The organism is Mesorhizobium sp. M1A.F.Ca.IN.022.06.1.1 (assembly GCF_003952605.1).
Classification (GTDB): Bacteria; Pseudomonadota; Alphaproteobacteria; order Rhizobiales; family Rhizobiaceae; genus Mesorhizobium.
The window spans coordinates 1,745,644-1,761,833 of record NZ_CP034455.1; the positions used below are offsets into that span (position 1 = coordinate 1,745,644).

Genomic DNA, 16,190 nt, shown 5'->3' on the forward strand with positions numbered 1-16,190 from the left:
ACTTATACCTTGACGCTATGCTCGCCGACAACGGCGGAGCAGGCCGTGCGGATGTCATCGCGCATCGTTTCGTCGGCCCTCGAAAGGGCTCGTGCGCGGGACGTGAGCAGCGCGATCGGGAATTCCGGGCCGCCCGCCAGCGGCCTGACAGCGAGGCCGGAAAACTGGTGCCACGGCAGCAGCGCGTCGACGAGAGCCACGCCCAGACCAGCCTGGACGAAGCCGACGGCAGAAATCGAAACGTCGATCTCCAGCGACGGTGAAAGCGCCACGCCTTGCGCGCGGGCCGCGTGGGCCAGCTCGTCGGCGGGACGCGTGTTGCCGCGATAGGATATCAGTTCCTGCCCCACGAGATCAGCGAGCGTCAGCTCGGGCTTATTCTGCAGCGCGTGTCCGCGCGGCAGCAGGCAGGCGAAGCCGACGCTGCCGATCACCTCGGCCTCGATATCGGGAGGCAGGCGGTCATCCATGGCCACGCCGAGGCTGGCATCGCCGGCGCGCAGCATGTCTACAATCGCGGCGATCGGCGCGCTATGGGAACGCAGCAGCATGTCGGGATGCTGCGCCCGAAATGCGGTGAAGGCGCGCGGCAATATCGCCATGGCCGGCGGCGGCGAGGCGGCGACCCGCACCAGTCCAGTCCGACCGAGACGCAGATCGGTGGTCTTGCGGCGCAGGCCGTCGAGCCCCGCCGACAGCCTCTCGGCATCGGGAAAGATCTCGAGCGCCTCAGGGGTCGGCCGCAGCCTGCCCTTGACCCGCTCGAACAGCGTGAAGCCGAGCTCGTCCTCAGTGTGGAGCAGTATCTGGCTGAGCGCGGGCTGGGAGATGTTCAGCATTCGCGCCGCGGCGGTCACGGTGCCCGCGCGCATGACGGCGATGAACACTTCGAGCTGCCGGGCCCGCATTCCTACTCCATAGGTAAAACTTATGGCTTTTATCCAAAGCCATCTTTGACGCATTGCCGCGGCGCCGACAAGATGGATCAGGATCAGCCCTCTGCGCTAAGGAACGACAATGGATGTGATCGTGCTGGGCGGCGGCCTGATGGGGACGGCATCCGCCTATTTCCTGGCCAGGCGCGGCGCCCGCGTGACGCTGATCGAGCGCAACCGGATCGGCAGTGGAGCAACCGTCGCCTCCTTCGGCAACATCCGGCGCACGGGGCGTCATCTGTCGCAGCTTCCGCTGGCCCACCGCTCGCTCCGGCTGTGGGGCGAGGCCGAAAAAATGCTGGGGCGCGATGTCGAATTCCGCGCCACCGGTCACGTGCGGCTGATCTTCGATGAAGGCGGTCTCGCCGACATGCGCAGCTATGCCGAGGCGGCGCGTCCCTGGGGACTCGAGCTGGAGCAGCTCAGCCCGCGCGAGATCCGCGCGCGTTTTCCCGGCCTCGGTCCGGACGCGATCGCGGCGTCGTTCTCTGCGCATGACGGCAGCGGCAATCCGCGGCTGATCGCGCCGGCCTTCGCCGAGGCCGCCCGCAAGCTGGGCGCGAAAATCATCGACGAAGCTCGGGTCGAAAAGATCGAGCGGACCGACTCCGGTTTCCTTGTCGCCAGTTCAAAAGGCGCTTTCGCTGCAGAATGCCTGCTCAACACCGCCGGCGCCTGGGGCGCGCGCGTCGCCGCGCTGTTCGGCGAAGAGGTCCCGCTCGATGCCCGCGGTCCACAAATGGGTGTGACCGAGCCACTGCCGCACCGGATCCTGCCGGTGGTCGGCATCTGGACGCGCGACAAGGACTATGGCGCCTATCTGCGTCAGGTCGAGCGTGGCAACATCGTCTTCGGCGGCGCGGCCGAAAGAGTGTCGGTGGACCTCGATCCAGGCCATGCGGCCGCCGACCCCATGCGCCTGCCGACGCAATTGCGGGCCGTCGCGCGGCTGCTGCCGGCGATCGCGCAAGTCGCGGTCATCCGCACCTGGTCGGGCTGCGAAGGCTATGTCCGCGACATGCTGCCGGTCATGGGACGCTCGTCGACGACGCCGGGCCTGTTCCACGCCTTCGGCTTCAGCGGGCACGGCTTCCAGCTCGGTCCGGGTGTCGGCGACGCCATGGCCGAGCTCATCACCACCGGCGACTGCGAAACGGCCCTCGACGATTTTAGGATAGATCGCTTCAATCGCGGAGCCTGACGAGGCGAGTCGATCCCCTGGGCTCAGGCGTCCTTTGACGCGGAAGAAGGGAGCTTTCCATCTGTCCGAATGACGGCTTGTTGGGTGAGCAGAAAGGTCGCTTTCGGATGGCTCAGACTGGAGTTCGCCCCCAGCAAACCGCGGCCGCGGATTGGAACGCGTGGGCGCTGCGCGACAAGCGATTCATAAGTGTCGTTGTACGAGCATTCCCCGATCGGCGATTCTTATCCCATGCTTTGCTCAGCCCTATCGGCTTAATGTCGAACGCAGGATGCCGCGCAGAACATGGCGCGCTTCTACGGACTTTCCATCGAAACGACATTGTTTTGCGGCGCTTCGGCCAAAGGATGACGACTGAACCTAGACAGTAAGGAGCTTGCGTACATCGGGCCTGTCCAGATCCTCGGCGGGGCCGGTATGCACGATCTGGCCGCGATCCATGATGTTGACCTCGTCGGCAAGCTCGCGGCAGAAATCCAGATACTGCTCGACCAGAAGCACCGCGATCCCCGCCTGGTCGCGCAGATAGCGGATGGCGCGGCCGATGTCTTTGATGATTGATGGCTGGATGCCTTCGGTCGGCTCGTCGAGCACGAGCAGCTTCGGCCGCATCACCAGCGCGCGGCCTATGGCGAGCTGCTGCTGCTGGCCGCCGGACAAGTCGCCGGCGCGGCGGCCGAGCGTCTGCTTCAACCCTGGAAACAGCTCGAAGACATGAGCTGGAACGTTGCGGTCGGCGCGCTTCAGCGGTGCGAACCCCGATTCCAGATTTTCGCGCACCGTGAGCAGGGGAAAGATTTCCCTGCCCTGCGGCACGAATGCGATGCCCGACCGGGCGCGGTCATACGCCGCGCTCCGCTCGAGCGCTTTCCCCTCGAAGGCAACACTTCCGCTCGTCAGCCTATGATGGCCGACGATGGATCTCATCAGACTGGTCTTGCCGACGCCGTTGCGGCCGAGTACGCAGGTGATCTTGCCCGCGCCCGCTTTCAGCGAAACGCCGCGCAGCGCCTGGGCGGCACCGTAATGGAGGGTGGCGTTGGAGACTTCGAGCATGGTCAGCCCCTTCTCCAGCACCTGAGGAAGGAAAGGTCGAAACGATGCAACGAGACCCGCCAGATCATGCTCAGCGCCCCAGATAGACTTCGACGACGCGTTCGTCGGCCGAAACGAAATCGAGCGTGCCTTCCGACAGCACCGAGCCCTCGTGCAGGCAGGTGACCTTGACGCCGAGCTCGCGCACGAAATGCATGTCGTGCTCGACGACGACCACCGAATGGTCGCGGGCGATGTCTTTGAGCAGGCGCGCCGTCTCCTCGGTCTCCGCATCGGTCATGCCGGCGACCGGCTCGTCGACGAGGAGCAGCTTCGGGTCTTGTGCCAGCAGCATGCCGATCTCCAGCCACTGCTTCTGGCCATGGCTGAGATTGGCGGCGACCTCCCCGCGCTTGTCGCCGAGGCGGATGATGCCGAGGATGTCGTCGATGCGCCTGGCCCCGGTCGGCGAGCCGCAATGGAAGAGCGCTGGAAAGATCGAGCGCGGCCCCTTCAGCGCCAGCATCAGATTGTCCTCGACGCTGTGGCTCTCGAAGACGGTCGGCTTCTGGAACTTGCGGCCGATGCCCATCATGGCGATCTCGGCTTCGTCATGCCGGGTGAGATCGACCTGACCGTCGAAGAATACCTCGCCCTCGTCCGGCCGCGTCTTGCCGGTGACAATATCCATCATCGTCGTCTTGCCGGCGCCGTTGGGTCCGATGATGGCGCGCATCTCGCCCTTGTCGAGCACCAGCGACAGGTTGTTGATGGCGCGAAAGCCGTCGAAGGAGACCGAGACGCCGTCCAGATAGAGGATGGTGTTCGACTTGCTCATGGTCGCTTACTCCGCCGGCTGCGGTTCGGGGCCGTTGGCCGACCACGCGCCCGGCGTTCTCGCCGCCGAGCGCTCGATCTTCGGCTGCGCTTCCGGCGGGTCGATGCCGGCTTTCGCGGCGAGCGAGGCCGCGCGCAGCGCCCTGGCCTTGCCGCGCCAGCTATCCCACATGCCGACCACGCCCTTGGGCAGGAACAGCGTTACGGCGACGAACAACCCGCCAAGCGCGAATAGCCAGAATTCAGGCAGCACGCCGGTGAACCAGGATTTGCCGGCATTGACCAGGAGCGCGCCGATAATCGGGCCGACGATGGTGCCGCGCCCGCCGACGGCGGTCCAGATCACCACTTCGATCGAATTGGCGGGCTCGAACTCGCCGGGATTAATGATGCCGACCTGCGGCACGTAGAGCGCGCCGGCGATGCCGGCCATGACGGCCGAGACGCTGAAGGCGAAGAGTTTTACATTCTCGGCCCGCCAGCCGAGGAAGCGGGTGCGGCTTTCGGCGTCGCGCACCGCCATCAGCAGCTTGCCGTATTTGGAGCGCACGATCGCCGCGGTGACAAAGACGGCGAACGCCAGCGTCACGGCGCTTGCTGAAAACAGCGCCGCGCGCGTCGCGTCGGCCTGGATGTTGAAGCCGAGTATGTCCTTGAAATCGGTCAGGCCGTTATTGCCTCCGAAACCCATGTCGTTGCGGAAGAAGGCAAGCAGCAGCGCATAGGTCATCGCCTGGGTGATGATCGAGAGATAAACGCCGGTGACGCGGCTGCGGAAGGCGAACCAGCCGAATACGAAGGCAAGCAGGCCCGGCACGGCCAGCACCATCAGCACCGCGAACCAGAAATGGTCGAAGCCGTGCCAGAACCAGGGCAGTTCCTTGTAGTTCAGGAACACCATGAAGTCCGGCAGGATGGGATTGCCATAGACGCCGCGCGAGCCGATCTGACGCATCAGATACATGCCCATCGCATAGCCGCCGAGCCCGAAGAAGGCGCCGTGGCCGAGCGAAAGGATGCCGCAATAGCCCCAGACCAGATCGAGCGCGAGCGCCAGCAGCGCGTAACAGAGATATTTCCCGACCAAAGAGACGATGTAAGGCGGAATGTAGAAAGCGCTTTGAGGCGACACCGCGAGGTTTAGCAGCGGCACGATGGCGGCCGCCGCCAGCAGGACGAGGATGGCGATCGCGATGCGCCGGTCGGCGCCGAAGAAGCGCTGCGTGATCATGCTTCCACCGCCCTGCCCTTCAGCGCGAACAGGCCGCGCGGCCGCTTCTGGATGAACAGGATGATCAGTACCAGCACGACGATCTTGCCAAGCACCGCGCCGGCGTACGGCTCGAGGAACTTGTTGACGATGCCGAGCGAGAAGGCGCCGACCATCGTGCCCCAGAGATTGCCGACGCCACCGAAGACCACGACCATGAAACTGTCGATAATGTAGCCGCGGCCGAGATTGGGCGAGACGTTGTCGATCTGGCTGAGCGCCACGCCGGCGATCCCGGCGATACCGGAGCCGAGCGCGAAAGTCAGCGCGTCGACCCAAGGCGTCCTGATGCCCATGGATGCGGCCATGCGCCGATTGGCGGTGACGGCACGCATCTGCAGGCCCCAGGGCGTTCGCTTCATGACGTAGAGCAGCACACCGAACACCAGCAGCGCGAACACCAGTATCCACAGCCGGTTCCAGGTGATGGCCAATTGACCGATGTCGAACGATCCCGACATCCAGGACGGATTGCCGACCTCCTGGTTCGTCGGGCCGAAGACGGTGCGCACCGCCTGCTGCAGGATCAGCGAGACGCCCCATGTGGCAAGAAGCGTCTCCAGCGGCCGGCCGTAGAGGAAGCGGATGACGCCGCGCTCGATGACGAGGCCGACCAGCGCCGAGACCAGGAAGGCGAGCGGCAGCGCGATGACCAGCGACCAGTCGAAGAGGCTCGGAAACGACGTGCGGATCACCTGCTGGACGACGAAGGTGGTGTAGGCGCCGAGCATCACCATCTCGCCATGCGCCATGTTGATGACGCCCATGACGCCAAAGGTGATGGCGAGACCGATAGCGCCGAGCAGCAGCACCGATCCGAGTGATATGCCGTACCAGATGTTCTGGCCGGCATCCCACAATGCCATCGTCGAATTGATATGGCCGATCGCGGCGGTTGCCAAGTTCTTGACCGCTCCCTGCGCGCCAGCCTCAACGGAGGTCAGCAGGGAAAGCGCATCGCGGTCGCCGCGCGCCGCGATGGCCGAGATGGCGGCGAGCCTGTCGGCTTCCGGCTTGTCGGAAACCAGAACCGACGCCGCGCGCGCCTGCACGAACATCGTCTTGACGGCTGGGTCGGTCTCAGCAGCGATCGCGGCATCGAGCGGTTCGATATTCGCCGCGTCGGGCGTCTTGAACATGGTCGCGGCGGCGGCAAGGCGCACGCTCGCGTCCTTGGCGCGCAGCGTCAGCGTCCCCAGCGCGTCGCGTATGGCGCGGCGAAGACCGTTGTTGACCTTGATCTTGGTGAGATCGGCCTTGGCGGCATCGGCGGACTTGTCGCCGCTGAAAGGATCGAGCAGTTCGACACCGCTCGCCGCGTCCTTGCCGATGAAGACCTGCGAATCGGCTTTGCGAATATAGAGGTTACCGTCGGCGAGCGCCGACAGCGGCCTTTCGACGGCCGGATCGCCGCTGGTCGCGAGCTCGCGCACGATGGCTTCCGTGGCCGAGAAATTAGTCGCTGTAGCGAACTTGGCTATTGCCGCGCGAAGATCGGCCTCGCCTGCCTTCGACGGCAGCAGGCTTGCCATCGTCAGCAGCAGCGTCAAGCCAATCGCGCGCAACAGGATCATCAGCTTCAGCGGATCTCGAACGTTTGAGGTTTCTGCCCGGGCGGGACGCGAAGGCCCGCCCGGGCCGCGGTCTCGGATCGCGGGGCCACGCGGCGACCCGACAGACCTGGGAGGATCAGTTGGTGCCCTTGCCGCCGCACTTGCCGGTGGCGACGTTGAAGTTGCCGCAACTGAGCGGCGCGCGCCAATCGGAGATCAGGTTCTTGGAATCGGGCAGGTAGTCGGACCATTCGTCGCCCATCACAAGGCCGGGCGTTTGCGAGACGGTCTCGAACTGGCCGTCGGCCTGGATCTCGCCGATGAGCACCGGCTTCGTGATATGATGGTTCGGCATCATCGTCGAATAGCCACCGGTCAGGTTCGGCACCGAGACGCCGACCATGGCGTCGATGACCTTGTCCGGATCGGTAGTACCGGCCTTCTCGACTGCCTTCACCCACATGTTGAAGCCGATATAGTGGGCTTCCATAGGGTCGTTGGTCGTGCGCTTGTCGTTCTTTATGAACTTGTGCCAGTCGTCGATGAACTTCTTGTTCTCGGGCGTGTCGACGCTCTCGAAATAGTTCCAGGCGGCGAGGTGGCCGACCAGCGGACCGGTGTCGAGACCGGCCAGTTCTTCCTCGCCGACTGAGAAGGCCATGACTGGAATGTCCTCGGCCTTGATGCCCTGGTTGCCCAGTTCCTTGTAGAACGGCACGTTGGCGTCGCCGTTGACGGTCGAGATCACGGCCGTCTTCTTGCCGGCCGAGCCGAACTTCTTGATCGCCGAGACTTCGGTCTGCCAGTCGGAGAAGCCGAACGGCGTGTAGTTGACCATGATGTCCTCGGCCGGCACGCCCTTCGACTTCAGATAGGCTTCGAGGATCTTGTTGGTGGTGCGCGGGTAGACATAGTCGGTGCCTTCGAGCACCCAGCGCTTCACCGAGCCGCCATCGGCGCTCATCAGGTAGTCGACGGCCGGAATGGCCTGCTGGTTGGGGGCAGCACCCGTGTAAAAGACGTTGCGCTCGCTTTCCTCGCCCTCATACTGGACGGGGTAGAACAGGATGTTGTCGAGCTCCGAGAACACCGGCAACACCGATTTGCGCGACACCGAGGTCCAGCAGCCGAAGACCGCCGCGACCTTGTCCTTGGAGATCAGCTCGCGCGCCTTTTCGGCGAAGAGCGGCCAGTTGGAAGCCGGATCGACGACAACCGCCTCGAGCTTCTTGCCGAGCAGGCCGCCCTTAGCGTTCTGCTCCTCGATCAGCATCAGCATGACGTCCTTCAGCGTCGTCTCCGAAATCGCCATGGTCCCCGAGAGCGAATGGAGGATGCCGACCTTGATCGTGTCGTCGGCCGCTCTGGCGGGAGCCGATATCGACAGGCCGGCAGCGATCACGCCGGCCGAAAACATTTTTGTTATTGTCGAGAAATTGCCCCTCATATTGCACACTCCCAAGCTGGTTGTTTTGCATTGCAACATTGCGGTGCAAGCGACGTGCCAAACCTGACAGTCCAAAGTGCCGGGCAAAAAATCGATCAGTTACAGTTGGTTATAATTTCAACTCAAGTTTTCAACGGCCGCTTCCGCTTCAAGGCGTTGTCAAATTTTGGGCTTCTGCCTCTATTTTAATCGCAATTTTCTATTGCGTGTTTTTAAATCGCCGTTTGCCTTCTGCCGGCCCCGGTAGTCGCACGGCGAGAGATGTTGGGAATTGAAATCTTTGCGCCGCGGGCGGCTAACAAGTGAGGGACCCGGTCCGTCTCGGCGGCGGGCTTTTCCTATCTGGAGCAAATTGTAGACCGCTCGATTGGTGTCGTCGGTGACGCGAACCCATTGGGTCTCGTCTCGCCGGTCCTGTACGTGCCGGCCGGTCACCCATTCAGCGGCTTCTTTAGGTGAGGTGGTCCTCGCGGAGGCAATACTGCATCCGTCCCCGACATCGTTTCAACGGTGTAGCTGGTCACCGGAAAGCTCTTCAATAAAGCGCCGCCAATGCATTGAAAGAGCCCGACGGTGTGAGGGACGGCTCTTTTGTCGGGTCTCCTCTGATCAGTCCGTTCCAATCGGGCCCGATATGCCATCCCGACGCAACAGCGCCGCCCAGCTACCGAACTTCGACAAGGGGCGAAGGTCCCAGGAGTTGTTCACCGGCGGCTTTGTCGAGTGCCGCCGCTCGACAGGCGCGCGACTGGTGAACGAAATAGGGCCGCCTGACGCGTTTTCTGCACCCCACTAAGGCTCACGCGCGGCCTAGCCCGGCTTCTGTGGCAAATGGCAATGGTTCCAACATCGCCCCGCCCGATTTCACATGCCCTTCGCTTCGGCAGCGCAGACCAGCCGTCAGCGTCTCTGGCGATAGCGCGTGAATTTCTCCTCGAGCGCCACGACTGCTTCGTCCTTGCTTCGTTCAGCGCCCGCCCACCGACATGCGCGCGCCGGCCGCCGAACATTGGTCATGACGGTTCAGAACAACGTCCCGGCACTGGGCCCATCCGCCGCCAAGGATCCGACGCTATCGGAGCCGAGGAACGTCGGGGAGAATCGCAGGGACTCGGACTGCAAAGACGAGTGTCGCTGACTCGCCCCGGATAACTCCGGCGGCTGTGCAATCGACTTTCCTTCGCGGCCGTCTAGCAGTTCGCGTCAGTCTGCGGATCGCACGCCTTGTTTTTCTGGCTCCGTGGCTTGGGCTTGGCCGCCTGCTCGGGCTCGGCCTGCTGCTGCTCGGCGGGCTGCTCCTTCGCCTTCGGCTTCTGAGGCTTGGCCGCCTGCTCGGGCTCGGCCTGCTGCTGCTCGGCGGCGGGCTGCTCCTTCGCCTTCCGTTTCTCAGGCTTGGCCGCCTGTTCCGGCTCGGCCTGCTGCTCGGCGGCGGGCTGCTTCTTGGCCTTTCGTTTCTCAGGCTTGGCAGCCTGTTCCGGCTCGGCCTGCTGCTCGGCGGCGGGCTGCGTCTTGGCCTTCGGCTTCTCGGGCTTGGCCGCCTGTTCCGGCTCGGCCTCCTGTTCGGCGGCGGGCTGCTTCTTGCCCTTCGGCTTCTCAGGCTTGGCGGCCTGTTCCGGCTCGGCCTCCTGCTGCTCGGCGGCGGGCTGCTCAGGCTTGGCGGTCTCTTCCGGCTCCGCCCCATCGGCCCTTGCGCCTTCGGTCGGCTTCGATTTACGGCCAGCCTGAACCTGCTTCACCTGCTCGATGTCCTTTAGCTTAGCTGGTTTTGCCTTGGGGTCGGCTTTCACCTCACCTTCGAAGACCGCGACCGTGTCATTTTCCAATTTGCCGGACTGCTCGGGCGCGTCGGTCTTGCTGACCTTGACGGCAGTCACATTCTGGTCCGTCTCCTTTTCGATCACATCAACATCAATGACTTTGTTGACCACCACGTTGTTCTGGATGGTCACGTCGCCGGCCGGCTGGGCCGCCTCGACAATCCGCACAAACTCGGACCTATCACGGATAACAGCGACAGAAACGTCGGCAGCAAGGAATTCGCGGCTAGGGACCACAACCCAGTAATAATCCGGCGTCGTGTCGAAGGTTACCTCGATTGAAATCAAGTCCGGATCACGGCGCGGCGGCAGCGGAGCCCAAATGATGTGCTCCCTGTCACGACGCCAAGTCACCCATGCTGGCGCCCAGCGAGTGCCCGGAACCCAGTACCAGCCGATATCGTCGGCATAGCCCCACCGGCCGTAATGGTACGTCGCCCAGCCGAATGGCTCGTCGGATACCCAGAGCCAGCCATACTCCTCTGTATAGACCCAATGGCCCAAGGTATACGGGCGCCAATCGTCAGGTACATCAACTGGCACGAAAACGGTCGCTCCATGATACGAGACCCAATCGCCATGGGACGACAGGTCTTCGTAGAATGTGCTGATCGAAACCTCGGTGGCGGCCCTTGCCTGCGACACTAGCGAGAATGGTGCAATCGGGTTTGGGATATCAACGACCATAAGCAGACAGGCGGTTACGCCGCCCAGCATCAGCCGTACCGCATTTTGGGCAAGGACGCGTTTCATCCCAGTCTTCCTCCGAAACAGATGCGCCCTTCATCTTGAAAACTCACCGGCAATCGGATTGTTCCGCCTTGCTCCCGCCAGGGCTCGTGGACCTTGCAAATGGTAGCTATGGCGAGCCATTGAACGTAATCGCCTGATGGCCGAACTTCGCGGAAGCGTAAAGTACCGTCATCAGGTTTTGAGGGCTGATTTGCAGAATTTACCTTTAGTTTTCAGCTGCTTGGCGTGGAAAAAGGTACGGTCAGAAGCCCTCTGTGACGTGACGGTACTGTCAAAAATCATCGTGGCAATGTGGGTGAGGTCCGGCAACCGGTACGGCAGCTCCAAACGACGCACACCGATAACCGGCGAAAAATTGCCGGCCAAAACCATCTTTTATCTCAGTGATTTAGATCGAACTCTAGCGCAATTTCAGCGATGTTCGGATGGGCCTGAATCATTCCCACTCAATCATCAATTAAGGCCGTACCTGATTGTTTCAATTACTTAATTTAAGTCACACAACCAGTGAGTACCGTCAAAAATACCGTCAGATTCTTACGCTGTTGAAAAGACTGAAACAATGTGGTCGCTGCCGCGGTATGCACACTTTTGATTGCATCATTTGCGAGCTGCCATTCGGCGAGGTAAAGCTGGAGTTCTCAGAACACAACAAGGACGGTGTTTGCTCATGCTCGACAGCTCTAGGTTCGAGTAGACGCGCGGCTGTATCGGGGGGAATGGGCTGGTAGGAAATGGATGTCGTGCCGCATCACTCTGTCGATCGACCAAGCTTCGCATTGCCTCATCTGCTGCTCGTGGCGATGGCCCCCGATCGGAGATGCGCTATAGGAACACGCGAATTTCGATTCTGCCCTCAACTCTCGGGACCACTCACTCTGAGTAACAACGTCACGCCGATCCCACCTTCCGACGCTATTTTGCGGCAATGCGGCCAGTAAGCGCCGCGCCCGTTCGCGATTTCCTAGTGGTGAAAGTCTGACATTTGGTACCCCACGCGTGGAGCAGCTTAGGCTGAAAGAGCACGTTGCACGACAAATAAACCGCCTATCAGCTAACCACGGACCAGATGGAAGGTCAGCCCCGCAAGGCGGTTTTGGATTTCCCCGAGACCTTGCCCAGTTCCGCTTCCCATAGATCGAAGGGGCTCGCGACAATGGCCACGGACTTTTCCTGACGCAGCGCGGCGCGGCTTCCAGCATCCTTGCCACGAACCTTGTCTCGACCTTCCACAATTCGGTCATGGCGGTGATCGAACCCGTCGCGGCCCTGCGAGATCCCGCTGATGTGCAGGTCGTAGAATTTGCGCCGCAGGTGAGCCCAGCACCCGGCGAGCCGGATTGTTTCATTGCTGCCGGCTTTGTCCCGTGCCTTGACCAGGTTGGTATAGGCCGAGTAGCCATCCACTTGCAGGATACCGCTGAACCCGGCGAGGTGGCGCGCGTGAGCGAATGGCGGATGCCGGTCACAACTCCTGGCGCTCTTTAACTGCCAAACCAAGCGCTTGGCTGAGTGGCACCGCCTTGGAGAACAGGAAGCCCTGAGCGGTTTTGCAGCCAAGCTTGTGCAGAGTTTGCCGATCCGCCTCTGTCTCGACGCCCTCGGCCATGACCTCGATCCCGAGCGTCCGACCAAGATCGATCACGGTTTTGACAAGCAGCCGATCCTCCCGCGATTTGGCTAAACCGCGAATGAAGCCCTGGTCTATTTTCACCTTCCTTATCCGACTGTCCTTGAGCGATGCCAACGTGGAAAAGCCGGTGCCGAAGACATCGAGCGCGATGGAAATGCCGGCATGTGAAAGCCGTCCGAGCTTTTCATCGACCCTGTCCGGGTCCACGGGCGATTCTTCTGTTATCTCAATTTCGAACATCGTTGCAGGGAGGTCCTTTGCCGCCAGACCATTCAGAACCATTTCGTCGATATCGCCGGCCTCCAATTCGCGCGGTGAAACGTTCATCGTCACACGAACATCACGACAGTCAGCTTTCACCAAGGCGTCGATAAAAGCGCAACATTCGGAAAATACAGCTTGAGTTAGCAGCTGGAGCATTCCGGTTTCGCGTGCCGCTGTCATGATTTCGGGCGGAGAGATGGAACCGTGAATCGGATGGGACCACCTTAGCAACCCTTCAAAACCGATCACAGCTTCGGTGTCGAGTCTTACGATTGGCTGGAACCAAGGGCCCAAGCTTCTCGTCTTTATCGCCGAATGAAGATCGCGTTCGATTGACTGGCGGCGTTGCAGTTCCCGGTCGAGCTCGGCATCGAACAGGCAAAATTCGTTCCTGCCACGGCGCTTAGCTGTGTAAAGGGCGATGTCCGCCCGCAACAACATTTCCGTCAGCCCCGGGTTTTTAGCCGAGTATATTCCTATGGATGCCCCGATCCGGACGGAGGCGACGCCAGGATAGGGGCGAGCAAGCTTGGATATGAGATTGGATGCGAGATTGCTGGGAGAAGGCGAATTTCTAAGCGAGGAAAAAACCAGCACGAATTCATCGCCACCGATGCGGGCGAGCGTTGAGCCCTCCGGTGCTTCTTCCTCTATTCGGCGGGCGATCCTGGCAAGCAGCTCGTCACCCGTTCTGTGACCGTAGGTATCGTTGACAGATTTGAACCCATCCAGATCAATCAGCATGGCCACAAAGGGCCCATCAGTGTTCTCAAACTGATCGATTGCATGTTCGAGGCCGCGCCTGTTGAGGAGCGCGGTAAGATGGTCCTCCCTGGAATTGCGCTCCATTTCCGCGGCAAGCCGCTCGGCTTGATGTCTCAGGCGGCTCGCGTCACGGAAGCGCGCTTGTCCAACGAACGAGGCTCGAGCCAGGCCGCCCTCGAAAAGCAGGACGGCAAAAGCCAGAATGTAGTTTTCCAGGGTTCCCTTCGTCAGCAAGCATGCGGCGGCAATGAGGAGTGGCGGTGTGATGAAGTATATCGCTGCCGCAGCATATGAGCTGCCGTACGTGACCGCGCCAGCTGAAATGCCCGCCAGAATTATTAGATGCAGCGATGCTTGAGACGTCGTGTACCCAGCCGTTAGGACGGCAAGGAATGACCAGGTGAATCCCGCCAGAAGAGCAAGCCTGCCAAACCAGCGAAGCCGCAGCCAAACCCGTGTCAGATCATCCTGGACTCCGGGTTCCTTCAGCTGATGACGGGCGAGTGCAAGGCGGGCGGCATTTATCGCATTAACGACCGAAAACCAGGCCGCGCCAGCAAGACCGTTCCCGGAAAGGGCCTGCACGGTCAAAATCAGCCCGGACAGCACAATGCTTATCGGCATTGAGACGAAAAGGCCTGCCCTCAGATCAGCGAGCTGGTCCTGAAGGATTCTCGCCTCCAGCGGATCTTCTTTTTCCAGGGCTGGACGGGTCAGCTTGCTTACTCCTGCTTGTCCGCAGCCTATGCAGCCCCCTGAAGGACGGGTTAATTCTTCAATCGGAGATCAGCGTCGGGAGCAGGATTACTCCGGCGCATGATGCACTCTCTCCCATCGCTCGCCCAGCACATCGCGCAAAATGCAACTGCTGGTGCAGTATCACCGCTGGAGCTCCGCCGAAATCCCATGCCGGACAAGGGGAACATGTTGGGCAAAGCGAAGCCCCAGATGCCTTGCAAGCCGTGCCGCCAGGTGGTCTCTGGAGTAGAGTCCAACCAGTATGTTCGTTGCATGGTAGAGCGGCGCCGCCGACAGGCGCAGCCGCCTTTCGTATATGTGCAGCATGTCGGGGTCGCCAACATTGCGGCCGTCGCGGCACGCAGTCATGATTCCACGGGCGAGTTGCTTCTGGCTGCTGAGACCGATGTTGAATCCGTGAGCGGTCACCGGGTGCATGCCGATGGCAGCGTCGCCGATGAGTGCGGCGCTCGGGGCCCGGAATTTGTGCGCCCAGGTCGTGACCAGCGGATAGGTATGGCGCTTGCTTGCCAAGGTCATTTTTCCAAGGCGCCCTCGACACAGTTTCGTCAACTCCGACAGGAACAAATCGTCATCGAAGGCAAGCAGTCTATAGGCCTCGTTTGAGCGCAATGTGAGCAGCAGCGACGACACGCCCTCCGCGAGGGGCAATATCGCTATCGTCTGATGGTGATCGAACCATTCGATGGCGATCTGGTGGTGGGCGCGCTCGTGCCTCACTCGGCAAATCAGCATCGAGTGGCCAAGCCGGTTGATATCGGCGCCGATGCCCAGCAGATCACGCGTGGCGGACAAACGCGAATCCGCGGCAACAACAAGCCGAGCAGTTAAACGCGCGCCATTAGAGAGCGTTACGACTGCTCCTTCTTGGCTGTTTGTTGCATCGACGACCGAGTGGCCGCACAACAGCCGGGCGCGATCCTGCAAGCGGACGATTTTGAACAGCGCCTCGCGGATCCGGCAATTTGGAACCAAAACCCCCAGCGGTTCTCCAGAGTTGCTGGGAGGATCGAAACGAAGAGCGAATGCGCTCGAGCCGTTGAGCACGCGCGCGCCTTGAATTGCTGATTTGTCCGAAGCCGGGATGACATCCCAGGCGCCGAGCTCGCGAAGGGTTCTGATCGAAGCGTTGGTCAGCGCGATTTCGCGACCATCGAAAGCCGGATTCGCCAGACTATCGAATGTGTTCTGTTCAACAACTGCCACCTTGAGTTCGCTTTGGGCAAGCGACGCAGCGAACGAAAGGCCGACCGGCCCGGCTCCAACGACAACGATGTCAAAATTGTCGTCAGAGCCCATCAGCGTGCCGCCATCCCGTCGGCTATCCTCGTGTAACGGTGGAACTGAGCCGACTGACATCCGCTGAGCTCCGTGCCCGCCGCCAACGCGTATGATGCTCCGCAGCACATTGACATCACGAGGATCTTCGGCGCTGGATCCGAGCCTTGGAACATTTCTACGAAGTCAGCCCAAAGAAGGCTACCTCGCCCACTGGACGAAGCGATCCCGTCTCCATTGCCGTGCCCAGCGATGTGAAGCACGTCGCACTTCGCCTTGTTCGCTTGGACTACAGCCTCACGAAAATGCTTTCGGTCCAAAGCAATGTGGAGCTCCGCGCGGATGTTGACAGTCTTTAGCATCTTCTGTGTGATCGGTCCGTCCGCCCTGTCGGCGAAGTAGTCATTCGCGTTGTGGCAGTCGATGATGTGAACGGCGCTCATGGGATTCTGCCTATTATTATCGTCGTGACGAGTGGATACCACGTGCGGAACACCGTGATCTGCGCTGAGTTTCGGTGACCGCATTGCTGCAAGGCGCAGGGCCGGAAATTGGCATGGATCGGCAATGAAGCATGCAACCCATCAGAGGTGGACGCGTCTGGCCGCGATACATAAGTCATGCATTCTCCTTCGAAGACTGG

Annotated in this window: 13 protein-coding genes; 1 reads left to right on the top strand and 12 read right to left on the bottom strand. The window is 61.4% G+C overall.

Going from position 1 to position 16,190, the window contains the following annotated elements:
- Positions 1-2 precede the first annotated feature (2 nt).
- Positions 3-908, bottom strand: coding sequence for a LysR family transcriptional regulator (locus EJ078_RS08540; protein WP_127214267.1), 906 nt, complete (start codon positions 906-908; stop codon positions 3-5).
- Between the two features lie 109 nt (positions 909-1,017).
- Here EJ078_RS08540 and EJ078_RS08545 point away from each other — a divergent pair, with 109 nt between their 5' ends.
- Positions 1,018-2,136: an FAD-binding oxidoreductase gene (locus tag EJ078_RS08545; RefSeq protein ID WP_127214269.1), complete on the top strand. Its 1,119-nt coding sequence runs from the start codon at positions 1,018-1,020 to the stop codon at positions 2,134-2,136.
- 360 nt (positions 2,137-2,496) lie between these two features.
- On the opposite strand, the gene urtE is transcribed toward EJ078_RS08545, so the two are convergent.
- The 11 genes from urtE to EJ078_RS08600 form a co-directional block, all read right to left on the bottom strand.
- Positions 2,497-3,192 (bottom strand): urea ABC transporter ATP-binding subunit UrtE, encoded by a 696-nt coding sequence (gene urtE, locus EJ078_RS08550; protein ID WP_067327999.1) that lies wholly within the window; start codon positions 3,190-3,192, stop codon positions 2,497-2,499.
- Between the two features lie 70 nt (positions 3,193-3,262).
- Positions 3,263-4,009, bottom strand: coding sequence for an urea ABC transporter ATP-binding protein UrtD (gene urtD, locus EJ078_RS08555; RefSeq protein WP_127214271.1), 747 nt, complete (start codon positions 4,007-4,009; stop codon positions 3,263-3,265).
- A 6-nt stretch (positions 4,010-4,015) separates the two neighbouring features.
- Positions 4,016-5,239, bottom strand: coding sequence for an urea ABC transporter permease subunit UrtC (gene urtC, locus EJ078_RS08560; protein WP_095830570.1), 1,224 nt, complete (start codon positions 5,237-5,239; stop codon positions 4,016-4,018).
- Positions 5,236-6,852 (bottom strand): urea ABC transporter permease subunit UrtB, encoded by a 1,617-nt coding sequence (gene urtB / locus EJ078_RS08565; protein WP_127403591.1) that lies wholly within the window; start codon positions 6,850-6,852, stop codon positions 5,236-5,238. The genes urtC and urtB overlap by 4 nt, the downstream gene beginning before the upstream one ends.
- 115 nt (positions 6,853-6,967) lie before the next feature.
- Positions 6,968-8,278 carry an urea ABC transporter substrate-binding protein gene (gene urtA, locus EJ078_RS08570; RefSeq protein WP_127215183.1) on the bottom strand — a complete coding sequence of 437 codons (1,311 nt, stop codon included), beginning with the start codon at positions 8,276-8,278 and terminating at the stop codon, positions 6,968-6,970.
- A 1,190-nt stretch (positions 8,279-9,468) separates the two neighbouring features.
- Positions 9,469-10,848, bottom strand: a complete 1,380-nt coding sequence (locus EJ078_RS08575) for a DUF6600 domain-containing protein (RefSeq protein ID WP_127403290.1) — start codon at positions 10,846-10,848, stop codon at positions 9,469-9,471.
- Between the two features lie 171 nt (positions 10,849-11,019).
- Positions 11,020-11,220, bottom strand: a complete 201-nt coding sequence (locus EJ078_RS08580) for a hypothetical protein (protein WP_067327402.1) — start codon at positions 11,218-11,220, stop codon at positions 11,020-11,022.
- A gap of 705 nt (positions 11,221-11,925) precedes the next feature.
- A complete protein-coding gene (locus EJ078_RS08585; RefSeq protein WP_329609615.1) occupies positions 11,926-12,408 on the bottom strand; it encodes a transposase in 483 nt (160 codons plus the stop codon).
- A complete protein-coding gene (locus EJ078_RS08590) occupies positions 12,314-14,119 on the bottom strand; it encodes an EAL domain-containing protein (protein ID WP_245459151.1) in 1,806 nt (601 codons plus the stop codon). The genes EJ078_RS08585 and EJ078_RS08590 overlap by 95 nt, the downstream gene beginning before the upstream one ends.
- Positions 14,120-14,389: 270 nt before the next feature.
- Entirely contained in the window at positions 14,390-15,571 is a 1,182-nt protein-coding gene (gene ubiM, locus EJ078_RS08595) for a 5-demethoxyubiquinol-8 5-hydroxylase UbiM (RefSeq protein WP_189350574.1), read from the bottom strand.
- Positions 15,568-15,990: a hypothetical protein gene (locus tag EJ078_RS08600; RefSeq protein ID WP_164783627.1), complete on the bottom strand. Its 423-nt coding sequence runs from the start codon at positions 15,988-15,990 to the stop codon at positions 15,568-15,570. The genes ubiM and EJ078_RS08600 overlap by 4 nt, the downstream gene beginning before the upstream one ends.
- Positions 15,991-16,190 lie beyond the last annotated feature (200 nt).

Excerpts from the sequence above, each read along its gene's own strand:
- EJ078_RS08580 (WP_067327402.1), bottom strand. The coding sequence starts at position 11,220 with ATGGTTTTGGCCGGCAATTTTTCGCCGGTTATCGGTGTGCGTCGTTTG.
- urtC (WP_095830570.1), bottom strand. The coding sequence starts at position 5,239 with ATGATCACGCAGCGCTTCTTCGGCGCCGACCGGCGCATCGCGATCGCC.
- urtA (WP_127215183.1), bottom strand. The coding sequence starts at position 8,278 with ATGAGGGGCAATTTCTCGACAATAACAAAAATGTTTTCGGCCGGCGTG.
- urtB (WP_127403591.1), bottom strand. The coding sequence starts at position 6,852 with ATGATCCTGTTGCGCGCGATTGGCTTGACGCTGCTGCTGACGATGGCA.
- EJ078_RS08600 (WP_164783627.1), bottom strand. The coding sequence starts at position 15,990 with ATGAGCGCCGTTCACATCATCGACTGCCACAACGCGAATGACTACTTC.
- EJ078_RS08575 (WP_127403290.1), bottom strand. The coding sequence starts at position 10,848 with ATGAAACGCGTCCTTGCCCAAAATGCGGTACGGCTGATGCTGGGCGGC.
- urtE (WP_067327999.1), bottom strand. The coding sequence starts at position 3,192 with ATGCTCGAAGTCTCCAACGCCACCCTCCATTACGGTGCCGCCCAGGCG.
- EJ078_RS08545 (WP_127214269.1), top strand. The coding sequence starts at position 1,018 with ATGGATGTGATCGTGCTGGGCGGCGGCCTGATGGGGACGGCATCCGCC.
- EJ078_RS08540 (WP_127214267.1), bottom strand. The coding sequence starts at position 908 with ATGCGGGCCCGGCAGCTCGAAGTGTTCATCGCCGTCATGCGCGCGGGC.
- urtD (WP_127214271.1), bottom strand. The coding sequence starts at position 4,009 with ATGAGCAAGTCGAACACCATCCTCTATCTGGACGGCGTCTCGGTCTCC.